The sequence below is a fragment of the Shewanella morhuae genome (assembly GCF_003028295.1).
GTDB lineage: Bacteria > Pseudomonadota > Gammaproteobacteria > Enterobacterales > Shewanellaceae > Shewanella > Shewanella morhuae.
Genome location: NZ_PYSG01000003.1, coordinates 761,603 through 779,502, shown reverse-complemented (window position 1 = coordinate 779,502; position 17,900 = coordinate 761,603). Strand labels below are relative to the sequence as shown.

The window sequence follows — 17,900 nt, the reverse complement described above, 5'->3', positions numbered from 1 at the left end:
AAGTATCATATATATATTGAATATTACATATAATCTAAACAATTCATCTAGTAGTAAGGATTATAAAAAATAACAATATATGCATTTATTAAAGTGTCAAATTACTGAATTTAAGTGAAGATCCAACATATAATTTCATTCAGAATCATATTTAGAAAAACTAGAATTACCAACTAGTGTTGATTCGGTTTCTTAAATTACTTAGATTGGTACAAATAATGAGGTACTAAAATGATAGTAATTGGCTGTAATTTCAATGTTTCTTCACTGAAAAGAGTTTCTAGGCTAGGGGATAACATACCTCAGTTATTTTATTCAAATTTATCTCCATGCTTGGAAATTAATGAGTACCTTCGAAGCTTAGCTCTCAAAAATAATGCTAAAAGCCTTCAAACAAATGCTGAACACATCAAGGAATTCATAATGTGGATCTCATCTATAGATGAGAATCTATCTGAAATTGATGACAATATATTCGATTATTACATTGATGCTCTCTGTGAATATAAAAAAAAGAATGGCCAAGAATTATCGTGGAATACTGTTCATTCAAGAGCATCTGGTGCTTACAGGTTTCTCTTGTGGGCATCTAAAAAAGGGTATTGTCCGAACCTTAATCCGGAAGAAATAAACAACCTTAGACAATCAGCTAGCAAGCGATACAAGATAAAGGGACATCATGCCAAGGCAATAAATGAACCTATAAAGTTCTTGCAGCTTGGTGCTGCATTAAGTTTCGTATCAGCAGTAGGTGAGTTAACCGGTTCTAGGAATCATTTAGTTAAGAGACGAAACGTTCTTCTTACATCATTTATGTTACAAACTGGAGTAAGAGTATCAGAAGCGTGTAATTTCCCACTCAAGGATTTACCTGAAGTTAATACTAGAGGCCATTCAACACCGGCTCGTGTTATAGGTAAAGGGCAGAAAGCACGTGTAATACTGATCCCGAATGATCTTCTTTTTGAGTTGTGGGAGTATGTTGATATCGATCGTGAAAAACAACTAGATCAACTTAGAGAGGCAGGGAGCATTGTGAGCGATACTTTATTTATCACTCAAAATGGACATCCTTTAAGTGTTAATTGGATACAAAAACTATTCAGGAAAACAAGTAAACAAATAGGTGTTCATGCTCATCCCCATTTGTTAAGACACACATTTGGAACCTATCATTATCTACTTAATCATGACCTAACAGCATTATCAAAGTTACTAGGACATACTAGCGAAGAAACAACACGCGAGTATTACGTCCATACAGCCATTCTCGTTGCTTATTCTGGCACATATAATTCACTTCAACGCGAAATAGACAAAATTGCTAAGGAAACCATTAGTGAGTAAATACGTCAGCATTTCAAGGTTAGCCAGGGATGAAGAAAGAGCCTATAACGATTTAAAATTCTCAATAAAGTGTAAAAATACGGGGGTCATCTACTCTTATAATTTCAACAATGAGCTCCAGTATGCAACAAGGAGTATTGTTGCACTTTGTTGTTGGTCAATATACAAGAACCGGAATTCGCACGGGCATTTAACTAGGGTATCATTGAAAGAAAGAATCAGACCCTTTTTAAAGTTTACTAAAAGCGAAGGCATCACCTCGCCTTCAATGTTTAATCACCTCACCCTTAAAAAGTATGCTCGGTGGCTAAGAGACCATTCAGGGCTTAAGTATTCTATTGCTGGAAATACTTTTCGGAGTGTGGCTAAAGTTTTTAAACAATTTAAAAATCATCACTCAGTTCCTGATGATTTTATCTTACCGCTTAATATGTTCCCAAAATCAAATAGTATGACAATCAGCCATGAAGGATATAGTGAGGAGGAAATTAAGGCTATCTTAAATCTAGTAGTAAAAAAATTAAGAACGACTTCATCTCGGTTAGAAAGTTCATACATCCCCAAATGGATAGGTAAGGAGCCCCCCCTTGAAGACATTGCACCATTTATTCCAAACAAAAAGACTAGATCATTTTGGGCTAGCAAAGAATATTGTCACTGGTTCTGGGAGAATCACCTAGGGTGTGCAAGGCTAAGTTTGGGAGAAATCAGCAAGAAGCCCAAGGGGACATCATTCGCGATGGGAATAGCTGAGTACTCGACATCACGAGCCGAAGCATTAGAATCTTTTTATAAAAAAATTGGGGCTAGCGAAAACTATATATCACGCTACATAGGTAAGCCTGCGCCCATCAAGTTTAAAACACCTTGGGCCAGTAAAGATTATCTTCAATGGTATTGGGAAAATAAAATTGAGTGCAAGGCACTAAATCATAATGAAATAAAGTCACAACACCCCAAATTTTATATTGGGTTCCGACAGCACCACCCTACTTGGATCAAAGATTTCTATGAGGAAAACAACGTAATAAATCGAGTTTCTATAAATGACTTGGCACCATACTATTTGATGTTACTTATCCGTACAGGACTCAACCCAAGTACAATACATAGATTAACAATTGATTGTATAGAGCAAGACCCAATAAACCCTAATCGTAAACACATTAGGTGGGACAAATTTCGTTCTCACAAAAGAGGCAAAACAATTTCAGTTGAGCGTAGCGGAGACAGTTGGCCTATACGCATAATACAACGTGTTATCAACATTACGGCAGCCTATAGGCCTGAAGGTGAAAAAGCGTTATGGATAACAAATGCTTACAGATATCTAGATCCTAAAGTACACTCGATGAAATCATTTCAGAGAGGAATAAGAAAATTTGCCTTTGACAATAATTTACGCAGCTCTAACGATGGGGACATTATCGAACTTAAAGGATGTTTATTCAGGCCTACTTTAGCTTGGCAAGAGTATTTGAGAACTGAAGATTTAAATTATCTGCAATCTCTATTGGGCCATAAAAGATCAGCAACTACATCCGACTACTTGAGGCGTCTAAACGATCCAATATTTAAAGCAAGGCGCGGTCTGCACCAGAAAGCAATGCTGGTCGATCTTGCATCTAACACAGATAAACCATTTAAGTTTAAATCAGATATCCCTACCAACATTCAAGAAAACGTTTTAACTCACTGTAAAAACCCATTTGATTCACCAGTGCTAAACCAGAGTAATGACACTGCATGTAGTGCAGATACAGAAGTATGCCTTGGGTGCCAGAATTTAGTTATTACACCATTAGATATTAAAAAATTTTTTTGCTTTATAAACTACTATGAAAGTGCGGTCGCAATCGGTGAGATTGATGAGAAAGAGTACCATCTAGCGACTACAGAGAAGCGCTATATGTGGGAGACTTATATTCTTCCTAAATACAACAAATCCATTGTTGAGAGGCTTAAAAGCGAAGCAATAGACAATCCACTCCCTGAATGGTCTTTAGCGAAGGATATGTAAACATGGATAACATTCTAACCCTCATTTCAAGACCAATATTAACTCTAGATAATATACGGATATCGAAAAACTCATTTTATCGCGATAATAAGTGGGATTTTAGTACTGAAAATCCTGAGTTACGAGCGGCCTATGTTACCTTTAACTTTAATCTATTTACCTTTCAGGATGGAACTACTGTGTGCAGTCTCGGCAACGAAGTGTATTTAGATATTGCTAAAGCATATACCTACTCACTGCTTATCGATCCGATACCTACCAATCCAAAATTATCGACCTTAGTAAAAGGCCAACGATACGGGTTAAAAACACTACTTAGATTCATGCACAAATACAGTATAAAGCGTTTAGCTGATATTACTGAAGAAGACGTAAATAACCTAAGAGAGGATATTATTAATACGCCTCATATAGCAGCAAAACAATTAACCAATAGAACATTAATGGCTAGAGTAAAAGGCTTTAGCTATATCGAAATACAATCCCCAAAGCTGATTGATGGACTGAAAGTATCGCTTCTGCAAGGAATAACTGAAACCGAATGGTCACGAGCGAACGCAGCTAAAACAATAGGAAGATTCGAGAAAACAACCATTGAAATGCCTGACATCATAGCTAGACAACTTTACGAAAAAGCCACCGATCAGATTGAGTGTTACCAAAAGCTTGTTGATATAAGAGAAGCGAAAGAAAAGTTCAAAACAATCAGAAAATATAAAGTAATAAAAAAAGAAAACGGTGATCATTATTACAAACCTGTTTACCAAGAACTATTTCCATATGGGGAATTTGGTATAACGAATGGAAATGATATAAGGAGCATGCAGAGTAGGCTTTTAGCCGCAGGGTATATTCTTATCGCGATGTTTACAGGAATGAGAATACATGAAGTTTTGAACATTGAATCCGCAAATAACTTCGTAACAGAATCGATTACTTATAATGATGAAGAGCAAGTAATCAGCTTCGTAATTTCCAAGAGTACCAAACTAGAGGCCGTTCCAACTGCATACAAGTGGCAAACATTACCTTTTATTAGCGAGGTATTAGATAAAATAAAAGCTGGTCTTGGAAACCGGTACGATAACGGACATGAATTTCTCTTTGCATCTAATAGGCTCAACTTTTCTCACCCCATATCTTCGATGAGAATGAACCAATTACTTAAGGAGTTCGTTGAATATCATCACATAACCCATAATGGCAAGTTATGGCACTTATCTAGCCATCAATTTAGAAAAAAGTTTGCTCGTATTATGGTAAGACAAGGACTAGGGATAAAAGCGTTACAGGACCAACTCAAGCATTATGATATTGAAATGACAAAGGTTTACGGCGATCCCAACCTTTTCATCGAGCTGCAACAAGAAAAATTCGCACTCTCAGAAGAACTATATGAGGAGCTAATCACCAATCAGATACCGATTATTGGCGGCGGTTCTGAAGAGGTTAACAAACTGCGGAAAGAGTTTAGAGGAATGAGCAAAGAGGACCGAATAAAATTTTTACAGAGCCTTCCGAATAAAGCATTAATAGAACAAACAGATGATGGTTTGTGTATATATAGACCTAATAAGTCTTTATGCGCTGGCAATAAGTCTGCTTGCAGACCAGCGGATTGCAACAACTCCATTATTCCTGCAAATGGTAAACGACGCACACTTGAATGGCGTATGCGTGAGAACAAACGGCTTATAGCATTCTTCAAGAATGACTCCTTAAAAGTGTCGCATCTAAATGAACGTATAAGGGAGATTGATAGCCTGCTAAAACAACTGATCACAATAGAGGCGCACAATGAATAAAGGCCGTACAAGAGGCAGTTCGCATGGACTGCTACAAAATAGAGAAGATACTAAGAAAAAAAACACCGAAGCACTATGGAAGCAGATTGAACGACTACGAAAAGAAAAATTTGCCCAAACCTGGTCATTTAAAGAAATATGGAGTGGGGCTGGCCTTAAAAGTAATATGGCATTAAACAGCCCTTGGAATATACATGTAAGAGACGCGATTGAAACTCACAACAAAAATGTTCGAGAAGGATTAGCGTCAAGCGAATTAGCCCTCGAACATAGAAGAACATTTAGAGATGATAATCGCAATCTTCGTAAACAATTAAAAGATATGGAGATACAGCGTAACATGGCGCTGGAAAGTATCGCGATTTACCAAACCGAATGTGATGAACTAAAAAAGGAAGTTCGTCGTTTAGAGTCAAGAATTAATAGACTTCAACAATAGAATCATATGAGATGACTCTGGGTTCAAATGTAACTTCCAAAGTGTCATGGCGATGTTGCCTATATTCATATCGGAACGCTTCTATTTATCAACTTAGAAGCGAGTTGATAGCTGCACTACACCAACTCATTTTTTCTAACTATCGTTTAAATTGTGAACTCTTATCTTTATTTAGGAAAACTTAACCAAATGTTCGCCCAAAAAGAGTATGCTTAGGATCTGCATCGTACAGTTCAAGAACAGTTCCATGTATTATCTGAGCGCGTTCGTTGTTATTTAAAACACACTCGTCATCTTCGTCAAGTCCCTCATTGCCTAGAATTTGTTCATATGTATCTTTATTCATGTTTACAAAATATTGAAGTCCAGATTGATTCACAGCCTCCAATACTACTTTAAACATTGTCGCTTTTTGTCTTGGATCCATACCAGAAAAAATACAACTGTCATGCGCTAAGAAACCTAAAGCGTTTGGGTTTAGAGAAAACAACAACAAATCATAACAAAATATTTTTACTTCATTGACGCCTTGCGAACCATCTTTATGTATATGAGGCTCAATATTATAAAGGTATTGAGCATCTTTTGAGTTAGTTACAGATAGCCTTCCACCATGATCTGTATAGAAACGTTTGACAAAGCTCCTAAACTTTGTTTCCACATCTTTTAATTTAACCTTCTGTTCTTCTAAGTACTTTACTGACTCCGCTTTGACAGTTGCTTTATCAAGTTCCAACTTGGCTTTATCTTTTTCAAATTTAGCGAGCAAAGTTTGGTAGCTAGTCAATTCAGCTATATCGGCATCTAATGTTCGAATTCGTTCGCCAATAGAATTGTATTCTTCCAATGCACCTTTTGAATCCAAATCCTTAAGTATTTTGTCTCTCATTGCTTCTATATTTGCTAATTTTGTTTGCAGATACTTATTATTTTCACGCAATTCAGAAATTTGGTCTTTAAGACGATCTTTCCTAGCTTCTTGAATTCTAATATGAAAATCCTGAGCATCTTTTAAACGCACAGCAACTTTATCTGGGAAGTGGAACTCAGACTCTTTATAAATTTCAGTGATTTTTGCAATATCTATAGCCTCATCTCGGCTAGCATCAAGAGTCATGATTCTTTTGCGTATATCTTTTTCGTTGGTATATATTTTATTACGATATACAGCCATTTCTTGCGTTAATTCATCTGCTTGATGTTTTAAATCATCGTAATTTAACGCAATAATGAAGTTAGCTTTAGCTTCAATTAAGCGATCCCTTTCTTCCTCTAAATCGAGTAAATCAGATTCGTTTATTAAGACTTTCTGCTTGTTAAGTACTTGTTCAGTATTCTTTAGTTTTCTGATGTCTTCAGCAATTTTTTTATTCTTTGTGATTAATGAAGTATCTAAACCTAACAAAACTAAGTTATATAGCATTTGATAGTAGTCATTAGGTTGCTGACCTTGTTGAGTGAGTGCGCCAGCATAATAATTTCTACCAGGTAAGTAACGGCGAGCGAACATATTAAACAAAGGTTTGAAGTTCATATCAAATGTATTACAAGCAGAGATAAGCGACCTAAGCTTTTTCGGGTATGCAGACTTTGATATCTTTTCATTATTTAAGTAATAAGCAGATTCAGCGAAGTTTTTACTGATAATGTACGGAACCGATCCAACCATGAAATCTAAATGCATAGTACCATAACTAGACAAAAATGATTTGAAGCCTACATCACTTGGACTCTTGTCATCAAATGACCCTCCAAACATTAAGTGAAGCAAGCTTAAGGAGGAGCTTTTGCCTATTCCGTTGTAGCTGTCTTTGGCGAAAGAACTTAACTGTAAACCAGCGACTATGTTTAGTCCTGGCTTAAAGATAATTTCTTTGAAATCTGGGTTATCAGAATACAGCTTTAAAAGTTTCATTTTGTAACTCCACCTTGCCAATTATGAACAGAAAATCAAGGCACTGTTGCAGTTTTTCAATAGTCACATGTTTTGGGTATGATTTATTTACCAAGTCTAGAAGGTCGTTGAACTCGACTTCTTCCTCTTTCATAATATTCACGACATAAGCGGATATGCAGTACAAAGAGTCTATCGGCTTAACTGTTTTCGATGGCAAGATCATTGTTTCACCCCAACATCACATATCTCAAAAAAATAGGCGATGATTATCCACGAAACGCTCTGACTATTGAAGTCTACTTTTATGATTGCTAACTCAATAGCTTCTTTTAGTAAAAATAGTATTTTGTTAAAGCATATCTTATTTTTAGTTGCCAAATCGTGTAGCTGGGCCACTTTCATACCCTGCAAATCAGTAGATTGTGCGTACTTTCTGAGGTTTTTTCTTAATACATCAGCATAGTAACCATCAACGACGAGGTTCCTCAGTTCTCCAATTTGGCTTTGGTCGTCAAAGTTTGAGATAGCCAATGTGTAATCCAGTCCCAAGTTGATGTGGGACGTTACTCTTGGATTAAGGCTATTGAGTTCAATTTTGTCGTCAGAATCTATTGAACCTAAGTCGTCATTGTAGATCTCACGAGCAGAACTCTGCGCTTTGAGCAACAGCGCAAAGATAATTTGCAGGGTAATCTCGTCTGTATACTTATCTTCTAAATCGGTGAAATATTGGCGATAAAGCTCGCTGAGCTTGTTGCCATCCATTGCCTTAATCTCGTTTAAAAGGTCTGCGCTATCTTTTAAATGAGGATATATATCTTTGATTCCATATTTTTTTTCGAACTCATTAATAGATTTTTCTTTGAAATCTTTAGGTTTTTCTAATAGATAAAGAACTTCAAGTGTGTAGCCTTTGTAGGTGGGATTACAGAGTATTTTAAGCGAATTATCAATCTTTTGTTTGGTAACAGTACTTGTAACCTGAATGACTTTTTTAGCGTTGTGGTCAACTAAATCAATGTAGGCTTCATTTTTACCGGATGAGTTAGCATTAACGAAGTGAGCCCCTCGAACCTTGTTTATCACATCCTTGAAAAAATCTTCTGCATGAATATTGATAGAAAAATCATTTATTGATTGGTGCAGTTTTATGTCGCACATCAATATGGAAAGAGTTCTACTGATTTGGTCAATAGTTTCTTTTCGGTCGTAAAGCATATTTATATTCTTCCCCTACCAGCTAAATAATTCTTCTTTCTTCAGCGTCATAGCTAAATGGCCGAGTATTTTGATATCTGCTTTTCCCATTTCAATTGGTCATATCTCTAAACACAAGAGCTAGTTTATTTGCTGGGCAAGTGTTGGATATGATTGTTAGATAACTATGTGACACCTTTAATAATAAAAATTAAGTTCACTAATGTGCGGTTTGGTCATTCAGCATCCTTGAGTCCCGCTGCACCTAGCTTACTAAAGTAGAGCATATTTGATTCCAATTGTAACTCCGAGGGTACCATTTATTTTACGACATGTAACACGACTCGAAATACCTTTCGTGATTCAAGACAAATTATGTTTTCCATAAGTATAGACATACCAATTTAGGTTCCTAGCGTAACTCTTTTTACTCAAAGGTAAATTTCAAAATGAAAACTATACTATCTTCAATTGCCGACATGTTTTTGCTGACGGTTACCCTATTTAGGGTAACAACTCTCTTAGGTCACACCCTAACACCTCTGAGAGTTGATATGCCTTTTCCAACGTAATATTAACTTCTCCTCGTTCTATTCGCCCAGCATAGCTGCGATCGATCTCGGCTAGCAACGCCAATTTATCTTGGGAAATGCCCAACTCTTTGCGCTTGCTCCGTAATTTCATGCCAAATTGGATTGCTAAGTCTTTCATTTTTTATCTCGTTAAAGATAAAGACTATCCAAAGTTGCGGCTTATAAAGCCACGGATTATAATCCGTATTTGATTTATAATGCTCTTCTACTTCTAGTAGTGAGTAATATGTAGCCCCTTGCGAGAGAAATATGCCGAGAGTTTCAATTAAAATATGCACCACATTACATACAATCCTCCAACATGAGAGCTTTGATAATTTCCAAATAGTGCATTTACGAGATGCATTTATTGCGGCTTCAGCTAATGACCAAAATGTTATTGAAAGCTATAAGTTTATTTATAGGCAAGTAGTTCGACTGGTTAAGAAAGGACTGTTAAAAAAGATTAATAAAGAGAACGAGAAAACCGTCATTTATCAAAAAACAGAGCAATTTTATCAAGTAATTTTTGTTACAAATGAACGTAATGGAGGTACTAAACCCTCATCAAAATTTCAGGATATAACTGATCATGATCCAATTCATTTGCTAAAAGAACGCCTTAAAGAATCAGAAATTGATTTACTCACCAGTATTGGTGAATCAGAAGAGTATATGCAGCTATACAAATCATTTCCTGAAATGAAAGAACATCTTGAGTTTATGTACATGTTAGCAAGGGAAAATAGCTCAAAATTACTTGGTCAAATCAAAGCGATTAAATCTGTTCTCGCACACCAACAGAAGTAACTCTAATGCAACTACGGCAATGGCAATCAGAGTGTGTCAATAGCGCTTTGAAGCACTTTCATGCAAATCAAAGACATTTCCTTTGTCTAGCAACTCCTGGGGCTGGTAAGACTATTATGGCTGCTGAAGTCGCTGCCAAATTATTTGAACAAAATCTTATCGATTTCGTATTATGCTTTTCACCCTCAGTAAATATTTCACAAGGTATTCAAAAAACATTTTCACAACGGTTGGAATGTCGCTTTGATGGTGTAATTGGCTCTGTCGGCTGTTCTTATACTTATCAAGGTATGTTGTCTTTTCAAGAAGATTTCTGGCAGTTACTAAAAAAAAACCGGGTATTGGTAATTTTTGATGAGATCCATCATTGTTCTGGCAGTACTCTAGAGGATGCTAATGCTTGGGGGGAAGAAATCTTACTTAATATACAAGATCAAGCGCAATACACCTTGGCATTGACGGGGACTCCTTGGCGTTCAGATCAAGCACCGATAACATTATCTCGATATACTGATCCAGATGGTCAAATTTTGTGTGACTATGTTTATGGACTAAAGGAAGCCGTTGCCGACGGTGTATGTCGGACTCCAGAAATTATATTAATTGATAATGATAAAATTTCAGTTACTAGTGAAGAGAACGAAACAAAAACATATTGTTGTTTAGATGACTTATTTAAAGCCTCATCGATTTCATACCAGTTGATCATAAAAAATGATGTCGCAATTAGACATATTTTAGCATTAGCAACACATAAACTTAAGGTAATAAAGCGCTCTAATCCTAATGCAGCTGGACTTGTCGTTGCATCCTCAACCGAACATGCTGAATATATCTTTAACATGTTAAAAAACGAATTGAATGAAACCGCTCAGATTGTTACTTATAAAGAAGATGTTCCTTCGCTTAAAATAAATGAATTTAGGAATGGGACAACCAATTGGATTGTCAGTGTTGGGATGATAAGTGAGGGGACTGATATCCCACGTTTACAAGTGTGTTGTCACCTCAGCAGAGTAAAAACTGAGCTCTATTTTAGACAAGTTTTAGGCCGTATATTACGTACTAGTGATTCAGCTAACCAGCAAGCTTTGTTATATACTTTCGCAGAGCCAAAGCTCGTAGAGTTTGCAAACCGTATAGCTGAGGAAATACCTCACATACCAGTATTATTTAAGAAGCCTATAGTTACTATTTTATCGCCAGATAATTCAAGTCATAACAAAACTAAAGGGACAGGGTTAAAGCTTGTTAATATTAGAGAATTTAAATTAGGGAGCATCAACATTGCGACACTCACAAAGCCACATCTTTTTAATCGAATTGAATCACAAGCAAAAAGTAATATTTCGGCAACATTATCTTTCGAACTCTTAGGTGGATTTAGAGAAAAAGTTGTTTCAATTTTTGATTCACCGTTTTAAGAATTTAGTCCAAAATCATGGTGCCATATCGGCTGAGTAACCGGTTTGTACTAATAGCCAATCTAGCTTTACATCAAAAAATAGTACTGCCCTTTAGTAAATGATTGAATGCTACTTAGCTATGTGAAGAAATCAAATATTGTAAAAGTAGTTTTTTTCAGCAAATATATATCCCCAAGGAATATAACTCGTTTATTTCCGACCATTCTAAGGATGTCAAAATGGAATTCGTGATAGGGATCGTCGTTATTTATTTTCTGTACAAACTTGTATCAGGAAAACCTAAAAGCAGCTCCACTATTAGTAAACCAGTCACCCCAGACACTCAAAGCAGCTACTCAACTAACTCTCGAACTACGACTATTTCTTCTAGTAATGACGATGACGATGACGATTTTGCGACTTTCACGATCCATACAAGTTTTGACAGAGAAACAGAAAAATCTACCAATAAACAGAAAGGTCGCTGGGTTGCAGAAAGTGAACAACTGACAATAAACGGAAGGCGATTCACCAGAGGACTTTTTTATTTTGGTGGGGTTATGGACTCCCTCTCAGGCTATGGCACAGAACCTTCTTTGGTCGATGATAAGTTGCCTGCACTGCTGATGTCTGCGAAAATCGGTTCTGAATTATATACAGATGATTCCTTCGGGTACTGGCCAAGTTATGCTTCCCTTTCAAAAGGTTGTAGAGGGGCGTATCTCGATTTTTTAGCATCTGATCGATCAGAACCAACCACCCCCATTGGGTACGTATTCATCTACTTTTATGGATTCGAGAGACGAATTATTGAAAACCGAGCTAATAAGCTGGTTTCAGACCAAGAGTTCATCACGATATTTGAAGAGGTACTACGCCTTCATCAAGTGTTCAATGCGAACCGTTCTTTTAGGGGATATTCGGCTAATTTTCTGGAATTAATGGCCTTGCTCAGACCCGATCTGCTTGAGCACAGAGCGAAGGAAATACCGGAAACAAGCAATGGATTGTCATTCAAAGTTAAACTTGCAACTACGATAGCAAACAGTCAGCCAGTTGATGCAGATCTTGCACTAGAGTGGTTAAAAAATACGTTTGAGTATTCTCTGAAAACGCCAGCGCGAAGATGTGAAGACGAGTTCAGAAAGCTGTTCAATATAAGATTTACTAACAAATTTGGCGATGGAATTTCGGTTAAGCCAAATAAAACCAAGCTCTCACTGACATACCATTCAGCGAGTAATGGTATTCATAGTGTTGAAATCAATAAACACGATCTACCGGACCCAAGTCTTTTAAAAGCACCAATAAATAAACTCATTCCCATTGCAGAGCTGTGTACAGAAGAACTTAACAGTTACAGTCGCTATTTGGGTAAAGCAGATACCTCTAAAAATGATATTGCGGCTTTAATGCTGTTGCCGAAAGAGCTAGCAAATGAATCAAACTCCCCTGTTATCGAATCATTTAAGCAATGGGCTGAGCAATTAATCCAGAACAATATGGGGTTAACAACAGTACAAGAGTTTTGGTCCCAAACAGGAATGCCACTGCCAAAAGCTATTAATAAAAAAGAGAATGAACTGCTGACTAATCTCGCAACTAAAGCAGATATTGGTATTGCACCCGACCAACGTTTTCATTTGACCAAATTCAAATTAGACGGAAATATCGTATTGTTTTCGCCTGGGCATGGAGAGTTTTTTGAGCCTCGCCCAGCCTTTCATCAGGCAATGCTCGCATTAAGGCTCGGGGCGATGGTGGCGACCATTGACGGCATTGTTGATATTGATGAAGAGCAAACCCTTCGCAAGCTTATTGAGCATGATGATAAATTGTCGCCAACGGAGAAAAACTCCTTGTCAGCTTATCTTACTTGGCGATTAAATAGCCCTGCTAACACCGTAGGATTGAGTGCAAGAATAGAGTTATTAAACTCCAACCAAACCGAGTTTTTGAAGAAACTTATCATTTCCATTGCTCTTGCTGATGGTAAGGTTGATCCGTCGGAAATAAAACAAATTGAAAAGCTTTATACCTCATTGGGACTCGATAAATCACTGGTTGTAAGTGACATTCACAACGTAACAGCGACTAGGATACCAACATCATCTTCGACGTCAGACGTTGGCCCAAATAAAGATGTATTCCAGCTGGATGAAGACATTCTTGCAATGCATGAGAGTGATACCAGTGATGCCAAGTCAATGTTAGCAAATATCTTTACTGTTGATGATGAACCAGAACCTGAGCAAAAAAGTTCATTAGCGACTAAGCCAGATGGTCTGGATATAACTCATAAAGAATTGTTTGACGCGCTAATCACTAAACCTGTTTGGGCTCGTAATGACGTTAACGAGCTTTGCAGTAAACTCAAACTGATGGTTGATGGTGCTATCGAAACGATTAATGATTGGGCATACGAAAAAGTCGATGCACCGGTGTTGGATGACGATGGTGATATCTATGTTGATCTCGAAATTGTTGAAGAGTTAAAGGAGTAAATGATGATTGTTAAGAAAATTCGAGCTAAAGAAAGAGACGCAATTATCCAATCTCTGAAATCTGGCGTAACACCCAAGGTTGGGATCCAACATATTCAAGTCGGCCGAGTGAATGAACTAAAAGCTATGATTCAAGATATTGAACGGATCTCAGACGGTGGTTCCGCCTTCAGGCTTATTATCGGTGAGTATGGCTCGGGGAAGACATTCTTTTTGAGTGTAGTAAGAGCTATTGCGTTAGAAAGAAAGTTGGTGACTATCAACGCCGACTTGTCACCGGTCAGGCGGATCCATGCCTCGGCTGGTCAGGCAAGAAATCTTTATTCAGAGCTTATGCGTAACATGTCCACCCGCAATAAGCCGGATGGCAATGCATTGACCAGTGTTGTGGAAAAATTTATCACAGAAGCTCGAATGGAAGCAGACAGCAGCGGTAAAAGCATCAATGCCGTTATTCATGAAAAGCTGTCGTCACTGTCAGAGCTTGTTGGTGGATATGACTTTGCGAAGGTTATTGAGGCCTATTGGAATGGTCATGAAGCCGAGAACGAAGCACTAAAAGTGAACGCCATAAGGTGGTTGCGTGCTGAATACTCTACTAAGACAGATGCTCGTAATGACCTTGGTGTAAGAACCATCATATCGGATGCATCTTTTTATGACTCGCTTAAGTTAATGAGTCTTTTTGTTCGCCAAGCTGGTTATCAGGGGTTATTGGTAAACCTTGATGAGATGGTGAATCTTTACAAACTTAACAACACCACCGCCAGAACGTCAAACTACGAACAAATTTTACGTATTCTTAATGACTGCCTCCAAGGTACAGCAGAGCACTTGGGTTTCTTGCTTGGTGGAACACCTGAGTTCCTTCTCGACCCAAGAAAAGGCCTTTATAGCTATGAAGCACTGCAATCTAGGCTTGCCGGCAACACCTTTGCTAAGCAAGCTGGTGTTATCGATTACTCATCTCCTGCATTGCATCTTGCAAGTTTAACCCCGGAAGAGCTTTATATCTTGCTTAAAAACTTACGCCACGTTCATGCTGAAGGTGATGAAAGTAAGTATCTTGTTCCTGATGAATCCTTAAAAGCGTTTTTAAAGCACTGCAGTCAAACTATCGGGGATGCTTATTTCAGAACGCCAAGAAACACAATAAAAGCATTTTTAGATATGCTTGCTGTCATCGATCAAAATCCAAATATAGCATGGAATAACTTGGTCGCCTCTGTCGCAATCGAAGAGGAGAAGCCTTCTGATGTAGAGCTCGATATCGAAGAAACGGAGGAAGAGTTGGCTGACTTCAAGCTATGAGAAACGAACATGAGAAGCTTGATATCAAAGTTCAACGTTGGATTTTCCAACAAGGTTGGCCCAGCCTAAGAGAAATCCAGTGCCTGGCCATTGAGCCGATATTATCCGCAAACACCGATGTTTTAATCAGTGCGTCAACTGCTGCAGGGAAGACTGAAGCGTTTTTTCTTCCCGCAATAAGTGCGATTTCAGCTCAAGAAAATGGGGTAGGTATTCTTTATATTAGCCCACTTAAAGCCTTAATCAATGATCAAGACAGGCGCTTGGAAAGCCTATCTGATTTACTCAATATGCCAGTCACACCCTGGCATGGCGATAGTCCACAAAGCAGAAAAAATAAGCTAAAGGCATCTCCTGCAGGCATTGTCTTGATCACGCCAGAGTCACTTGAGTCTTTACTTATTCGTGATGCCGGTTGGGTAAAGTCTGCATTTTCATCTTTAAAATACATTGTGATAGATGAATTTCATGCCTTTTTGAGTTCAGAGCGCGGACATCATTTATTGTCGCTGCTTCACCGGCTAGAACATCTGCTCGGGCGCTTAAAAACACCAATTCCCAGAGTGGCATTGAGTGCCACACTTGGCGAGCTAGAGAAAGTCCCGTTATCACTGCGGCCAAATCAATCTTTACCCTGCAAAATTATTCGGGACTCAAGTTCGACATCGACTCTCAAGATCCAAATTAAGGGGTATCTAAATCCTGTTGTGTTAGAACCCGAAATGCCAGTCGATGCCGAATATCAGATCTGCCAAGATCTCTTCAAATTTTGCCGCGGAAGTAACCATTTAGTATTTGCAAATAGCCGGAACAGAACTGAGAGCATAGCAGTAACATTGAGTGACTTATGTGAGCAACAGGCGGTGCCAAATGAATTTTTTCCACACCATGGTTCGTTATCGAAGGAACTGAGGGAAAGCCTCGAAAAGCGCCTTCAACAAGAGCAGTATCCCACAACTGCAGTGTGTACTATGACGTTGGAATTGGGTATCGACATAGGAAAAGTCAATTCGGTTGTCCAGGTAACCGCTCCTCACTCTGTTTCAAGCCTTCGCCAAAGGATGGGACGTGCCGGGCGACGTGGTGGCCCATCTATTCTGCGCTTGTTGATTGCAGAAGATGAACTGAATAAAGATTCAAGTGTTATTGATAATCTCCGTTTGGAGCTAATACAGTCATTTGCAATGATCAGGCTATTGATTAGCAGTAAATGGTACGAGCCGGCAGATACATCCCTTTACCACTTTTCTACTTTTTTACATCAGATCCTTGCTGTTATTGCACAATGGGGAGGGATTAGAGCTGATCAGCTGTTCAACCTGCTGTGTAAAGAGGGTCCATTCCAACACATTACTGTAGAAGACTACAAGGCCGTTCTGCTGAATATGGGTAGCACAGAGTTAATCACCCAGCTTGGTAGTGGAGAGCTGGTTTTAGGCGTGTTAGGTGAGCGTATTACCAGCCACTACTCATTTTATGCCGTATTCACAACGCCAGAAGAGTTTAGGATTATCAACGGCACCAAAACTCTGGGTACGCTGCCTATCGATTCTTTGGTGTTAGTTGGTCAGCACATCATATTCGGTGGCAAAAGATGGATAGTTAAAGACATAGATAGCGACAAAAAGACCATTTATGTTGAACATGCCAAAGGTGGAAAACCACCCAAATTTGGTGGTAGTGGCATGTCGGTACATGATGTTGTGCGTCAGGAGATGTTCCAAATTCTCTGTGAAGGCGATTACCGGATATCTGTCGCAGATCAGAAGATAGATTTTGCCGATGCGAACGCTAGGGCGTTATTTCAGGAAAGCATGGCGTTTTTTAGTGAGGCCAATTTAACGCATAACGAACTGCTGCAGCAAGGTAATAGTACTTATATTTTTACATGGTTAGGTGACAAAACGGTAAATACGATAGCTGCTCTGCTAATTATGAATGGATATGAAGCAGGCGCTTATGCTGGAGTTATTGAAGTGAGTAAAGCATCTTTAAGTGAGGTTTCGGCGACCTTATGCTCCTTGGCAAGTGCAGATATACCTAACGCAACAGAGCTCGCTCGCAGTGTTTTAGAAAAACGAGTAGATAAGTTTGACGAGTTCTTACCTGAAGAAATCCTTTCTATCGGATATGGTGCAAAAGCATTTAACATAAATAAAGCAAAAATTTGGCTAGAAAAATTCAGCATTTCGATTACTCATTCTCCAAATAAGGGTCTCCATAATTCTGTGTCAGGTTCATTTCACAACTAAACCTTGAGTTGCTCTAGCTCATTTTTGTCTAATAAACGGGTTAGGGGGCTAAATCATTTATGGACAAAACCTTGTTAGATAATTCACTCTTATTAGCCAGATTCGGATTAGCTATTCTATTAGTAATGCTTCGTTTGGCTACAAGCTAATCAATGCTCGATATAACCAGTCGGAATAGGCATAACAGGGACATGAATCAGTTCTCTAGAGATTTGATTCATATTAAGAGAAAAAACCGCCCCAGAATAGCCACAAACGGGGGATCGGGACGGGTTTTAGCGACTTGGGTGAATCAGTCTGGTACAGAGTGATTCACTGGTTCTGTCGCAAAGTTGACGAT

Annotated in this window: 13 protein-coding genes; 9 read left to right on the top strand and 4 right to left on the bottom strand. The window is 38.2% G+C overall.

Annotated elements, in window-relative coordinates; translation table 11 throughout:
- Window positions 1–231: 231 nt before the first annotated feature.
- Genes C9I43_RS18080 through C9I43_RS18065 form a run of 4 tightly spaced genes read left to right on the top strand, consistent with a single transcriptional unit; the run spans window position 232 to window position 5,611 of the window.
- On the top strand, window positions 232–1,347 hold the full coding sequence (locus tag C9I43_RS18080) for a tyrosine-type recombinase/integrase (RefSeq protein ID WP_107885012.1): 1,116 nt from the start codon (window positions 232–234) through the stop codon (window positions 1,345–1,347).
- Window positions 1,340–3,367, top strand: coding sequence for a hypothetical protein (locus C9I43_RS18950; protein ID WP_181317930.1), 2,028 nt, complete (start codon window positions 1,340–1,342; stop codon window positions 3,365–3,367). Before C9I43_RS18080 ends, C9I43_RS18950 begins: the two co-directional genes overlap by 8 nt.
- Before the next feature lie 2 nt (window positions 3,368–3,369).
- Window positions 3,370–5,172, top strand: coding sequence for a tyrosine-type recombinase/integrase (locus C9I43_RS18070; protein WP_165870197.1), 1,803 nt, complete (start codon window positions 3,370–3,372; stop codon window positions 5,170–5,172).
- Window positions 5,165–5,611, top strand: coding sequence for a hypothetical protein (locus tag C9I43_RS18065; protein ID WP_107885008.1), 447 nt, complete (start codon window positions 5,165–5,167; stop codon window positions 5,609–5,611). The genes C9I43_RS18070 and C9I43_RS18065 overlap by 8 nt, the downstream gene beginning before the upstream one ends.
- Before the next feature lie 181 nt (window positions 5,612–5,792).
- Here the strand turns inward: C9I43_RS18065 and C9I43_RS18060 are convergent, their stop codons facing one another.
- The 4 genes from C9I43_RS18060 to C9I43_RS18045 form a co-directional block, all read right to left on the bottom strand.
- Window positions 5,793–7,526 carry a DUF2326 domain-containing protein gene (locus C9I43_RS18060; protein WP_107885006.1) on the bottom strand — a complete coding sequence of 578 codons (1,734 nt, stop codon included), beginning with the start codon at window positions 7,524–7,526 and terminating at the stop codon, window positions 5,793–5,795.
- On the bottom strand, window positions 7,501–7,731 hold the full coding sequence (locus C9I43_RS19260) for an ABC-three component system middle component 6 (RefSeq protein WP_107885004.1): 231 nt from the start codon (window positions 7,729–7,731) through the stop codon (window positions 7,501–7,503). Before C9I43_RS19260 ends, C9I43_RS18060 begins: the two co-directional genes overlap by 26 nt.
- Entirely contained in the window at window positions 7,728–8,726 is a 999-nt protein-coding gene (locus C9I43_RS18050) for an SMEK domain-containing protein (RefSeq protein WP_107885002.1), read from the bottom strand. The genes C9I43_RS19260 and C9I43_RS18050 overlap by 4 nt, the downstream gene beginning before the upstream one ends.
- A 483-nt stretch (window positions 8,727–9,209) precedes the next feature.
- Complete coding sequence (locus tag C9I43_RS18045) at window positions 9,210–9,416, bottom strand: helix-turn-helix domain-containing protein (RefSeq protein ID WP_107885000.1); 207 nt, start codon at window positions 9,414–9,416, stop codon at window positions 9,210–9,212.
- 131 nt (window positions 9,417–9,547) lie between these two features.
- Between C9I43_RS18045 and C9I43_RS18040 the strand changes: the two genes are divergently transcribed.
- The 5 genes from C9I43_RS18040 (at window position 9,548) to C9I43_RS18020 (ending at window position 17,560) form a co-directional block, all read left to right on the top strand.
- Window positions 9,548–10,087 carry a VspR family transcription factor gene (locus C9I43_RS18040; RefSeq protein WP_107884998.1) on the top strand — a complete coding sequence of 180 codons (540 nt, stop codon included), beginning with the start codon at window positions 9,548–9,550 and terminating at the stop codon, window positions 10,085–10,087.
- A 5-nt stretch (window positions 10,088–10,092) separates the two neighbouring features.
- The gene (locus C9I43_RS18035; RefSeq protein ID WP_107884996.1) at window positions 10,093–11,511 is read left to right on the top strand and encodes a DEAD/DEAH box helicase; all 1,419 of its coding nucleotides are present in this window, start codon (window positions 10,093–10,095) and stop codon (window positions 11,509–11,511) included.
- A 221-nt stretch (window positions 11,512–11,732) separates the two neighbouring features.
- Complete coding sequence (locus C9I43_RS18030; RefSeq protein WP_107884995.1) at window positions 11,733–13,997, top strand: tellurite resistance TerB family protein; 2,265 nt, start codon at window positions 11,733–11,735, stop codon at window positions 13,995–13,997.
- Complete coding sequence (locus C9I43_RS18025; protein WP_235781706.1) at window positions 13,998–15,308, top strand: ATP-binding protein; 1,311 nt, start codon at window positions 13,998–14,000, stop codon at window positions 15,306–15,308.
- A complete protein-coding gene (locus C9I43_RS18020) occupies window positions 15,305–17,560 on the top strand; it encodes a DEAD/DEAH box helicase (RefSeq protein ID WP_107884993.1) in 2,256 nt (751 codons plus the stop codon). Before C9I43_RS18025 ends, C9I43_RS18020 begins: the two co-directional genes overlap by 4 nt.
- Window positions 17,561–17,900 lie beyond the last annotated feature (340 nt).

What these genes read in the sequence shown, in the direction of transcription:
- C9I43_RS18080 (WP_107885012.1), top strand. Translation starts at nt 232, where the DNA reads ATGATAGTAATTGGCTGTAATTTCAATGTTTCTTCACTGAAAAGAGTT.
- C9I43_RS18070 (WP_165870197.1), top strand. Translation starts at nt 3,370, where the DNA reads ATGGATAACATTCTAACCCTCATTTCAAGACCAATATTAACTCTAGAT.
- C9I43_RS18065 (WP_107885008.1), top strand. Translation starts at nt 5,165, where the DNA reads ATGAATAAAGGCCGTACAAGAGGCAGTTCGCATGGACTGCTACAAAAT.
- C9I43_RS18060 (WP_107885006.1), bottom strand. Translation starts at nt 7,526, where the DNA reads ATGAAACTTTTAAAGCTGTATTCTGATAACCCAGATTTCAAAGAAATT.
- C9I43_RS19260 (WP_107885004.1), bottom strand. Translation starts at nt 7,731, where the DNA reads ATGATCTTGCCATCGAAAACAGTTAAGCCGATAGACTCTTTGTACTGC.
- C9I43_RS18050 (WP_107885002.1), bottom strand. Translation starts at nt 8,726, where the DNA reads ATGCTTTACGACCGAAAAGAAACTATTGACCAAATCAGTAGAACTCTT.
- C9I43_RS18045 (WP_107885000.1), bottom strand. Translation starts at nt 9,416, where the DNA reads ATGAAAGACTTAGCAATCCAATTTGGCATGAAATTACGGAGCAAGCGC.
- C9I43_RS18040 (WP_107884998.1), top strand. Translation starts at nt 9,548, where the DNA reads ATGCCGAGAGTTTCAATTAAAATATGCACCACATTACATACAATCCTC.
- C9I43_RS18035 (WP_107884996.1), top strand. Translation starts at nt 10,093, where the DNA reads ATGCAACTACGGCAATGGCAATCAGAGTGTGTCAATAGCGCTTTGAAG.
- C9I43_RS18030 (WP_107884995.1), top strand. Translation starts at nt 11,733, where the DNA reads ATGGAATTCGTGATAGGGATCGTCGTTATTTATTTTCTGTACAAACTT.
- C9I43_RS18025 (WP_235781706.1), top strand. Translation starts at nt 13,998, where the DNA reads ATGATGATTGTTAAGAAAATTCGAGCTAAAGAAAGAGACGCAATTATC.
- C9I43_RS18020 (WP_107884993.1), top strand. Translation starts at nt 15,305, where the DNA reads ATGAGAAACGAACATGAGAAGCTTGATATCAAAGTTCAACGTTGGATT.